The organism is Streptomyces sp. GL_148, from assembly GCF_057834205.1.
Window position 1 is genome coordinate 3,049,614 of the sequence record NZ_CM174396.1, and the last position, 9,997, is coordinate 3,059,610.

11 protein-coding genes are annotated in these 9,997 nt (G+C 71.6%); 10 read left to right on the plus strand and 1 reads right to left on the minus strand.

The annotated features are described in order from the left end of the window. Positions 1 to 27: 27 nt before the first annotated feature. Genes AC3IYI_RS14020 through AC3IYI_RS14065 form a run of 10 tightly spaced genes read left to right on the plus strand, consistent with a single transcriptional unit; the run spans position 28 to position 8,494 of the window. On the plus strand, positions 28 to 1,281 hold the full coding sequence (locus AC3IYI_RS14020) for a beta-ketoacyl-[acyl-carrier-protein] synthase family protein (protein WP_489411528.1): 1,254 nt from the start codon (positions 28 to 30) through the stop codon (positions 1,279 to 1,281). Further along, positions 1,278 to 2,405, plus strand: coding sequence for a beta-ketoacyl synthase N-terminal-like domain-containing protein (locus AC3IYI_RS14025; RefSeq protein WP_489410493.1), 1,128 nt, complete (start codon positions 1,278 to 1,280; stop codon positions 2,403 to 2,405). The genes AC3IYI_RS14020 and AC3IYI_RS14025 overlap by 4 nt, the downstream gene beginning before the upstream one ends. After that, complete coding sequence (locus AC3IYI_RS14030) at positions 2,402 to 3,256, plus strand: beta-ketoacyl synthase N-terminal-like domain-containing protein (RefSeq protein WP_489410494.1); 855 nt, start codon at positions 2,402 to 2,404, stop codon at positions 3,254 to 3,256. The genes AC3IYI_RS14025 and AC3IYI_RS14030 overlap by 4 nt, the downstream gene beginning before the upstream one ends. Further along, the gene (locus tag AC3IYI_RS14035; protein ID WP_489410495.1) at positions 3,253 to 4,014 is read left to right on the plus strand and encodes an alpha/beta fold hydrolase; all 762 of its coding nucleotides are present in this window, start codon (positions 3,253 to 3,255) and stop codon (positions 4,012 to 4,014) included. Before AC3IYI_RS14030 ends, AC3IYI_RS14035 begins: the two co-directional genes overlap by 4 nt. A gap of 39 nt (positions 4,015 to 4,053) precedes the next feature. Beyond that, positions 4,054 to 5,061: an acyl-CoA thioesterase family protein gene (locus tag AC3IYI_RS14040; protein WP_489410496.1), complete on the plus strand. Its 1,008-nt coding sequence runs from the start codon at positions 4,054 to 4,056 to the stop codon at positions 5,059 to 5,061. Then, entirely contained in the window at positions 5,058 to 6,170 is a 1,113-nt protein-coding gene (locus AC3IYI_RS14045; protein WP_489410497.1) for a beta-ketoacyl synthase N-terminal-like domain-containing protein, read from the plus strand. Before AC3IYI_RS14040 ends, AC3IYI_RS14045 begins: the two co-directional genes overlap by 4 nt. Next, complete coding sequence (locus AC3IYI_RS14050) at positions 6,167 to 6,568, plus strand: 3-hydroxyacyl-ACP dehydratase FabZ family protein (protein WP_489410498.1); 402 nt, start codon at positions 6,167 to 6,169, stop codon at positions 6,566 to 6,568. Before AC3IYI_RS14045 ends, AC3IYI_RS14050 begins: the two co-directional genes overlap by 4 nt. Beyond that, the gene (locus AC3IYI_RS14055) at positions 6,565 to 7,047 is read left to right on the plus strand and encodes a 3-hydroxyacyl-ACP dehydratase FabZ family protein (RefSeq protein ID WP_489410499.1); all 483 of its coding nucleotides are present in this window, start codon (positions 6,565 to 6,567) and stop codon (positions 7,045 to 7,047) included. The genes AC3IYI_RS14050 and AC3IYI_RS14055 overlap by 4 nt, the downstream gene beginning before the upstream one ends. Then, the gene (gene fabG, locus AC3IYI_RS14060; protein ID WP_489410500.1) at positions 7,044 to 7,802 is read left to right on the plus strand and encodes a 3-oxoacyl-[acyl-carrier-protein] reductase; all 759 of its coding nucleotides are present in this window, start codon (positions 7,044 to 7,046) and stop codon (positions 7,800 to 7,802) included. Before AC3IYI_RS14055 ends, fabG begins: the two co-directional genes overlap by 4 nt. Next, positions 7,799 to 8,494 carry a 2-hydroxychromene-2-carboxylate isomerase gene (locus tag AC3IYI_RS14065; protein ID WP_489410501.1) on the plus strand — a complete coding sequence of 232 codons (696 nt, stop codon included), beginning with the start codon at positions 7,799 to 7,801 and terminating at the stop codon, positions 8,492 to 8,494. The genes fabG and AC3IYI_RS14065 overlap by 4 nt, the downstream gene beginning before the upstream one ends. 133 nt (positions 8,495 to 8,627) lie before the next feature. Here the strand turns inward: AC3IYI_RS14065 and AC3IYI_RS14070 are convergent, their stop codons facing one another. Beyond that, entirely contained in the window at positions 8,628 to 9,872 is a 1,245-nt protein-coding gene (locus AC3IYI_RS14070; protein ID WP_489411529.1) for a cytochrome P450, read from the minus strand. Between the last annotated feature and the right edge of the window lie 125 nt (positions 9,873 to 9,997).

The following is a 9,997-nucleotide window of genomic DNA, read 5'->3' on the forward strand; positions in this document are numbered from 1 at the left end:
CCCCGTACGCCGAACTGAAGGAGAGACATCGTGTCCTCAGTACGCCCCGGCCTTGATTCCGGGAAACGCCGGGTGGTCCTCACCGGCTTCGGAGTGATCTCCAGCATCGGCATCGGTGCCGAGGAGTTCACCGAGAGTCTGCGGGCCGGACGCAGTGGCGTCAGCCCCATATCGGTGTTCGACGTCGAAGGCTTCGCCCATGTCAACGGCTGCGAAGTCAAGGGGTTCGAACCCGAGCAGTGGATCTCCCGCACCCCGGTGCAGGAGCTGGGGCGGGCCAGCCGCTTCGCCGTCGCGGCGGCGCGGATGGCACTGCAGGACGCCGGCCTGGACCCCGTGGAACTCGCCGGCCGACGGGGTCTGATCTCCGTCGGCACCACGGACGGCGAGTCCTACGAACTGGACCAGCTGGTCGCTGCCGAACTCGCCGACGGCCCGGAACAGATGGACGAGCAGATCGTCCGAAGGGTCTCACCGGCTCGGCTCTCCACGGCCATCGCCCACGAGCTGGGGCTGACCGACGTCGAGGCGCCCACGATCGCGACGGCCTGCTCCGCGGGCAACTACGCGATCGGGTACGGCTTCGACGCGGTCAGCTCCGGCGAGGTGGAGTTCGCGCTGTGCGGTGGCGCGGACGCGATGTGCCGCAAGACCTTCACGGGCTTCTACCGCCTGGGCACCATCGCCCCGGAGTGCTGCCAGCCCTTCGATGCCGACCGCAAGGGCATCCTGACGGGTGAGGGTGCCGGCTTGCTGGTCCTGGAAAGCCTGGACTCGGCGCTCGCCCGCGGGGCCACCATCTACGCCGAAGTGCTGGGCTACGGCCTCAACTGCGACGCGTACCACCAGGTGGCGCCGAACGGCGACAGCGTGGCGCAGTGCATGAGCATCGCGCTGGAGAACGCCGGCGTGAAGGCGGAGGAGGTCGACCTGATCTCCGCCCACGGCACCGGTACCAAGGCGAACGACATCACCGAGGCGGGCGCCATCCGCAAGGTCTTCGGCGCCGCCACCCCCCGCACCATCTCGCTCAAGTCGATGCTCGGCCACACCATGGGTGCGGCCAGCGCGCTCGGCGCCATCGCGTGTGGTCTGGCCATCACTCACGGCTTCATCCCGCCGACCATCAACCACAACCGCACCGACCCGGAGTGCGAGATCGACTGCGTGCCCAACCACGCCGTCGAGGCCGATCTGCGCATCGTGCAGAACAACGGGCTCGCCTTCGGCGGGAACAACGCCATCGTGATCCTCGGCAAGTACGAGGAGCACACGGCATGACGTACCCCATCATCGGCATGGGCGCCGTCGCGAGCATCGGGGCCGACCCGGACGAGATCTTCGCGAGCCTGTGCGAGGGCCGCAGCGGGATCGCCCCGCTGCGCGCCTTCGACCGGTCCCGCTACAAGGCGCAGCTGCTGTTCGAGATCGACGACCGGCAGGCCGAGGGCGTCGACGAGCCCGGCCGCGCCACCCGGTTCCTCGTGGAGGCCGTCCGGCAGGCGGCCGCGGACGCCGGGCTGCCCGAGGACCTCGGCGGCATCCCCGTCCTGGTCGGCACCGGCCTGCGGGAGCTTCGCTCCCTGGAACTGTGGTGGCGCGACGGGGTCCCGTTCGACACCGACGGGCTGGATTTCGGCGGCGCGCTGCGGGAGCGGTTCGGCGCCACGGACACCCATACGCTCGCCGGGGCCTGCTCCGCTTCCCTGTACGCGCTCGCGCTCGCCTGGGACCTGCTGGAACTCGGCGAGGCCGAGACCGTCATCGTCGCGGGCTGCGACGTGGTGGCCGAGAGCATGCACGGGCAGGCGGACCGGGTCCAGTTCGACCCGCCGCAGTCCGTGCGGCCGTTCGACGCCCGTCGTCAGGGCACCATCCTCGGCGAAGGAGCGGCCGCGATCGTGCTCAGCCGCTCGGCCGCGGGCCGGCCGGTGCACGGCCTGCTCCGCTCGGTGGCCGTCAACTGCGACGCCGGCCACCAGACCGCGCCGGACCCGGCGGGCGTCGAGGCCGCGGTACGCCAGGCCCAGGAGCGGGCGGGCGTCTCGCCCGCCGAGATCGACCTGGTCGTGCTGCACGCCACCGGCACTCCGCTCAACGACAGCACGGAGGCCACCGTGACCGCGCGGGTCTTCGGCGACAGCCGGCCCGCCTTGACCGGCATCAAGTCGCTGACCGGCCACACCTCGGGTTCGGCGGGCCTGCTCAGCCTCATCGTGGCCCTGCGCTCACTGGACGCCGGCCTGGTGCCCCCGATCGGGGGTCTCACCGAGCCGCTGCCCGAGGGCGCGGACCTGCGGCTGGTGGCCGGCGGGCCGCTGGCCGCGCCGGTGAACCTCGCGCAGGTCAACAGCTTCGGATTCGGGGGCGTCAACGCCGTCGCCGTCGTGGCAGGTGCCGCATGACCACGTACCCGGAGATCACCGGAATCGCCGTCGCCCTGCCCGGCGCCGACAGTCCCGCGGCGCTGCTGCGGCCCGCTCCGGCCGGCGCGGCCGCACCGGACCCCGCCGCGCTGATCGGCCGGAAGGGGCTGCGGTTCAAGGACCGGGCGACGCAGCTCGGCCTGCACCTGGCGTACGCGGCACTCGTGGACGGCGGCCTCCTCCCCGAGGGCGCTCCCGGGACGGCCCGTGCAGAGGGCGGCGACCGCATCGGCGTCGTGGTCAGCTCCAACCTCGGCAACATCGACACCGTCTGCCGCGCCGTCGAGACGATCGCCAAGGAGACGACCGGCGGGCTGAGTCCCATGGACACCCCCAACGCCTCCAGCAACATCATCGCCTCGGAGACGGCGATCAGGTACGGCCTGCGCGGCCCCAACCTGACCGTCTGCAGCGGCGCCGGTGCCGGGCTCGACGCGGTCCGCTGGGCCTCCTTGCTGCTGCGCTCCGGCCGTGCGGACCACATGCTCGTCATCGGGGTCGAGCCCGACAACGAGTTCACCCGCGCGCTGACCGGCGGGCCGGTGGCCGACGGCGGCGCCGCCCTCGTGCTGAGCGCACCGGGCGGCGGAGCCGGACCCGTTCGGGCTCTGCTCGGCCCGGTGGTCCGCGGCCCGGCATCCGCGCAGGTCTCCGAGACCGCGGGCGCGCTGCCCCTGGAGGGCTGGGGCGAACTCTCCGGCGCCCTCGGCGTCGTCCAATGCGCCGCCGCGGCCGGTCACTTCGCCGCGGGCGGCACCGAACCGGTGCCCGCCGTGTGCGGCGGCGCCGGGACCGTGCTGTACGCCCCCGGGGCGGGTGCACGGCCGTGAGGAACCTCGTCCTGCTCCACGGCCTCGGCAACAACGAGCAGGTCTGGTCGGAGGTCTCCGGGCTGTGGGGCGCGGACGTGACGGTCCACGCCCCGCAGCTGCCGTGGCACAGCGGCGGCATCGCGCAGTGGCGGCACGAGACGGATTCCGCCGGGCGGCTCGAAGAGGTGCTGGATGCAGTGCCCGGCGGCGCCGACCTGGTGGTGGCCCACTCGTTCAGCTCGGTCGTGCTGCTCGACCTGCTCAGCCGCCGGGCCGCCGAGGGCCGTCCGCTGCCGCTGCCGGCCGTCGTACTCGTCAACCCCTTCTACCGCAGCGACGCGGACGCGTTCCACTGGGACATGATCGCGCCCACGCTGGACGACTTTCCCCGGACCATGTCCGAGTCGATCCGGCTGCGGACCCGCAGCCGTCCCATCGACTCGGAGCTGCGGGACGACATGGCCCGGCGGATGACCGAGTGGGTCGGCCCCTACGGCTGGCTGCGGTTCTTCGAAATGTACTTGCGGACCCCGCTGTTCCCGGTGGATCTGGTCGAGACCCCGGCGCTGGTCGTCGGCGGCGGGACGGACCTGTCCGCGCCCGCGGAACAGGCGCTCGACCTCGCCGGCCGGCTGCCCGCCGCCCAGGCGTTGATCCACCCCGGCTGCGGCCACTTCCCGATGCTGGAGCACCCCGGCTGGTTCGCCGGGACGGTGCGCGCATTCCTGGACCGGCTGCGGCTACCCGACCGGGTGGGTCCCGCGGCCGGCGTCTGAGTCCGACATCCGATTCACGTACGCATTAAGGAGTCCCTGATGGGCCCCACGCCCCATCCTGCAGTGACCGCGCTGCTGGAGACCTCGACCACGACGCGCCTGCGGCCCGTCTTCGAGGGCAACAACATCAGCTACGCCATCGGCTTCAAGCAGATCAACTACGTGGCCGAGGCAGCGGTGCTAGGCCACTTCAGGGAGGCCGGACTGCCCGCCGGCGAGCTCTACCAGAGGTACGGGCTCGGCTTCGACGTGGTCGACATCAACACCCGGCTCGGCGCCCTCCTGGCCGTCGACGACGAGGTCGAGGCGGTCGTCACCCCGACGGCCAAGGCCGGCGAGGACCGCTTCCGCTTCAAGGTCGCGCTGTTCGTCGAGCGCGACGGCGACCGGATCAAGTGTGCGAGCTCCACGGTCCGGGTCGCCCTGCGCGTCGACGACCACATCACGGATCACGAGCCGTATCCGGCGGGCCTGGAGCGGTTCGCCGCCGAGCGCCTCGGCACGGGCGAGCAGCTGGAACTCGCGGCCAGCCCGCGGCCGTACCCCGAGCTCACCGCGGGCCGCGGCACGAGCCACGACCCGGTGCTGACCGAACTGGTCGGCGAGCAGAACGCGTTCGGCTGGCGCTGGCGGATCCCGTACTTCTACTGCCACTTCAACGAGCGCCTCCAGATGTCCGGTTACCTGCGGATCATGGAGGAGGTCGAGGACCTGTTCCTGGCCGACCGCGGCCTGGCCATCAAGGAGGTCCTCGACGGGCGGGGCTGGATCCCGGTCGTCACCAACTCCCGCATCGAGATCCTCGACGAGGCCCGGATGGAGGAGGAGCTCTACACCGTCTACACGGTCGAGCAGATCTTCAAGAGCCTCCTCTACACCCACCGCATGGACTGCTACGTCGTGCGCGATGGCCTGCTGGTGAAGACCGCCACGGGCAACATCACCCACGGCTACCTGCACGAGACCGCCCCCAACCGCTGGGAGATGGCCACGCTCGACGAGGCCACCCTCGACGCGCTCTCCACCCCCAGTAAGGCGGAGGCATGAGCACCCCCGTACTCAACCGGCCGCTGATCACAGGCTGGTCGGCCGTCTCCCCGTACGGCATCGGGGCAGAAGCGCTCACCGAGGGGGTGCGCAGCGGGCGGGCCACCGGCGCCCCGGTCGACACCGACCGCTGGAACGTGCCCGCGGGCCGGGCGCACCTCGTGCCCGGCTTCGAGACCCGTGAGGTCCTCGGCAAGAAGGGCACCCGGTCCATGGACCGGGTCACCGGGCTCGCCGTGGCCGCGGTCGGTTCGCTGCTCGACCAGCCGGGATCGTTCAAGGAGTCGGAGACCGGCGATCGCGCCGCTCTGGTGCTGGCCACCACCACCGGCAGCGTGGCCAGCATGATGGACTTCACCCGCAGCTCGCTGGTGGGCGCGCGCCCCTACGACGTCGACCCGGCGGTCATGCCCAACGCGGTGATGAACTGCGCGGCCGGGCAGTGCGCCATCTGGTACGGCATGCGAGGGCCGAACACGACCCTCGCCGGCGGCCGGGCGGCCGGGCTGCTCGCGCTCAACTACGCGGGCCGGCTGCTGGCCTCCGGCCGGGCCGACACCGTGCTGTGCGCCGCCGCCGAGGAGTACTCCGCCGCCCGCCACTGGCTGGAGCACCACAGCCGCGGCGCCGGCAGCCCGGAGGTGCCGCTCGGCGAGGGCGCCGCCGTCCTGCTCGTACAGCCCGCGGGGTTCCCGGCGTCCGCGGTGCCCGAACGGCCGCCGCTGGCCGAGGTCCTGGCCATCCGTACCCGGGTGGCCACCGGCGACCAGGTGCGGCCGGCGCTGGAGGCCTGTGTCCGCGACGCGCTCGACTCCGCCGGCGTACGGCCGGACGAGGTCTGGGCGGCGAGCGCGGGCGACGCGCCCGGACTGCTGGGCGAGCTGGAGCACGAGGCGCTGACCGCGGTCTGCGGAGCCGAGGCGCGCCTGCGCGTACCGGCCGTCGGCCGGCTCGGCGACGTCTCCGCCGCTTCGGCGACCTTCCAGATCGCGCTCCTGCTGGCCGCCGCGGACGCGGACCCGGCGCCGCCCGGCCGCATCGCGGTGGTCACGTCGGCCGACCGCGACGGTTCCCTGGCCTGTGCCGTCCTGCGGATGGTGGCGCAATGACGGCTTCCGTGCGGGTGAGCCCCGTCGCCGCCGAAGTCCGCGTACTGACCTGGACCGACGAGGGCCTGCCGGCCTCGGCGCTGGCCGAGATCCGGGCCGACGAAGCCGTGTTCGCCGGCCACTACCCAGATTTCCCGATCTTCCCCGGGGTGTGCGTGCTGGAGTGTGTCCAGCGCGCGGCCACCACCCAGGGCGACGGCATCCCGGGCCCCACCGAACTGGCCGCCGTGGAATCGGCGCGGTTCGCCGGAGCCGTCTACCCCGGGGACACCCTTTCCCTGGCCCTCACGTGGCGCCGGACCGACTCGGGCCTGCGCTGCGACGCCACGGCCGCGACGGAACGGGGCAAGGCCGCGAAGGTCCGGCTCCGCTTCGCCTTTCCCGGAGGTGCGCTGTGACCGCCCCCACGGTCCTGCCCAGGGTCACCGACCTGCTGCCGCACCGCTATCCGATGCTGCTCGTGGACAAGGTCCTGGACCTCGTCCCCGGGGAGAGCATCCGCGCCGTCAAGGCCGTCACCCTGGGCGAGCCCTGGTACCGGTCCCTGACGCCCGAGACCTCGTTGGCCTACCCGCCCTCGCTGCTCATCGAGTCCTGGGGCCAGTCGGCGGGGCTGCTCGCATCGGCGGCGGGCGGCGCGCCCACGGGCCAGATCATGCTCTTCGGGTCGGTTGCCGACGCGGAGTTCCACTCCCCCGTGCTCCCCGGCGAGGTCATCGAACACCGCGTGCGCATCAGCCGCGCCCTCACCGACTCGGTGATCTTCGAAGGCACCAGCCACCGGGGCGAGGAGACCGTGATGACCGTGTCCCGCATGGTGATGGCCTTCCGTCCCGCCGAACTGCTCCGCCCCAGTGAAGGAGAAACGCTCCGATGACCACCGACAACAAGCCCGACACCCGGCCCGTGGCCCTGATCAGCGGCGGCTCCCGGGGCATCGGCCGGGCCACCGTACTCAAACTCGCCGCCGACGGTTACGACATCAGCTTCTGCTTCCACTCCGCGGAGCAGGCGGCGGAGATCCTCGCGAAGGAGGTCGACGCCCTGGGCGCGCGCGTGCTGTACCGGCGCGTCGACGTCAGCGACGCCGGCCAGGTCCGCGACTGGATCAACGCCACCGAGCGGGACCTGGGACCGATCGAGACGGCGGTCACCTCGGCGGGCATCACCCGCGACAAGCCGCTCGTGGTGATGTCCGACGAGGACTGGAAGTCCGTGCTCGCCACCAACCTCGACGGCGTGTTCCACGTCTGCCGCGCGGCGGCCTTCGCGATGATGAAGCGCCGCCGCGGCTCCATCGTCAACATCTCGTCGGTGGCGGGTGTGTACGGCAACGCCGGCCAGACCAACTACTCGGCCTCCAAGGCCGGGATCATCGGCTTCTCCCGCTCGCTGGCCAAGGAGGTCGGCCGCTACGGCATCCGCGTCAACAGCGTGGCCCCCGGCTTCATCGACACCGACATGGTGGCCGTGGTGTCCGACCGGATGCGCGACGACGCCCTCAAGGGCGTGTCACTGGGCCGGATGGGCACGGCCGAGGAGGTTGCCGAAATGGTCGCGTTCCTGGCCGGCGACCGGTCGGCCTACGTCACCGGAGCGGTGTTCCAGATCGACGGAGGCATCTCGCTGTGAGTCCCGTTCGTCCGACCGCCCGCGGGGACAAGCACCCGCGCTGGTACTTCTCGCTGCGCAGCCCGTACTCCTGGTTCGCCTATCGCGATCTGACGGAGAAGTACCCCGACGTCCTCGACCAGACCGAGTGGATCCCGTACTGGGAGCCGGACGAGCAGAGCACGGCCCTGCTCACCGCCGCCCGTGTCGAACTGCCGGTCCGCGACATGCACCGGTCGAAGAACTTCTACATCCTGCGCGACGCCCGCCGCTGGGCGCACGCCCGTGGCTGGCAGGTCTCCTGGCCGGTCGACCGCGCCCCGCACTGGGAGATCTCGCACCTCGCCTACCTGGCCGCCGAGGAGGCCGGTCTGGGGCGGGAGTTCGTCGCGCTGGCCTACCGGGCCCGCTGGAACGAGGGCCGCGACCTGGCCCTGCGCGAGACGATCGCCTCGATCGCCGACGAGCTGGGGCTGCCCGCGGCGCTCGCCGACTCGGCCGACGACCCGAGGCTGCGGGCCAGGGGCGCCGAATGCCTGATCTCGGCCTACCACGACGACGCGTTCGGCGTGCCGTTCTTCCGCCACGGCCGGGATGCCTTCTGGGGTGCGGAGCGGGTCTCCGCCTTCGCGGCGTCGGTACGAGGCGTCGAGTGGGACGGCCTGAGCGACGAACCCTTCACCCGGCTCGTCCCGTCGGCCAAGAGCGCGTAGGACCGCGCCTGCTCCCTGTGCGCCCCGCCCGGATTCCACCGGGCGGGGCGCACTCGTGCGTACGGGGCGGGAAAACCGGGAGCGGCCCGGCCCCGTGGGGGCCGGGCCGCTGTCGGCGGGCGACGGAACGCGCTCAGGCGCCGCGGAACGCGGCCGAGGGGGTGAACGTGACCGGGAGCCGGCTGATCCCGGTCAGGAAGTTGGAGTGGATCTTGACGATGTCGCCGGACCGGTCGATCCGGTCGACCATCTCGACCAGGTTCGTCAGCAGCGCGCCGATCTCCACCCGGGCCAGGTAGGACCCGAGGCAGAAGTGCGGTCCGTAGCCGAAGGTCATGTGCTTGTTCGGGGTCCGGGCAAGGTCGAACGTGTACGGGTCGGCGAAGACCTCCTCGTCGAAGTTGGCCGAGCTGTGCCAGAGCGTCACCGGGTCGCCGGCCTTGATCAGCTCGCCGTGCAGGACGGTGTCGTAGCGGGCGACCCGGCCGAAGTGCATCGTGGGCGTGACCCAGCGGAGGATCTCCTCCGTCGCCGACTCGACGCTGACCGCGCCGGTACGCAGGGCCTCCCACTGGTCCGGGAACTCCGTGAAGGCCTGCACCCCGCCGATCATGGAGAGGCGGCTGGTCTCGTCACCGCCGATGATGAGGCTGTAGCAGTTGAAGACGATCTCGTCCTCGGTGAGTTCCCTGCCGTCGATCGTCGCCGTGGCCAGCACACTGATCACGTCGTCCTGCGGGTCCTCACGGCGTTCCTCGGCCAACTCGGAGAAGTACATGAGGATCTGGTTGCGGGCCATGCGCTCGTCGTCCTCGGTCGAGTCCGGGTCGTCGGAGCTGAGGGCCGATTTGTTGAGCTTGAGCAGCATGTCCCGGTCCCCTTCGGGAACACCCAGGAGATCGCAGATGGTGGTCATCGGGATGTGTACGGCGACGTCCGCGGCGAAGTCGCAGGAGCCGCGCTCGACCACCGAGGCGATGCGGGAGCGGGTGTTGCGGCGCACCCGCTCGGCCACCTGGTCGAGCTTCTTCGGCGAGAAAGCCTTCAGCAGGATCTTGCGCACCTCACGGTGTCGGGCGCCGTCGGTGACCGCGAGCATCTTGCCGGCGGCCGAGTCGCCGCCGTTGAGGAGCGTGGTCAGCAGGTTGCCCTTGGCCGAGATGAAGCGCTCGCCGTCGCGGTAGATGTTCATGACGTCGGCGTATCGGGAGATCACCCAGAAGGGCGGGCCCTGGGGGGACTCCGGGTGCCGGAAGACCGGCCGCTCGGTGCGCAGCGTGCGCCAGTACTCCGCCAGGTCGTGGGAGTGATAGGTCCCCGGGTCGGCCAGGTTGACCGTGCCGAGGTCCTCGGCGGGGAAGCGGGTGAGGGTCTTCATGCGTCGGTTCTCGTCTCGTCTCGTCGTGGTCATGGGCGTGGTCGTGGTCATGGTCATGGGCGTGGTCATGGTCATGGGCGTGGTCGTGAACGGTTTGTGTCACATCAGGGGTGACGACGGCCCGG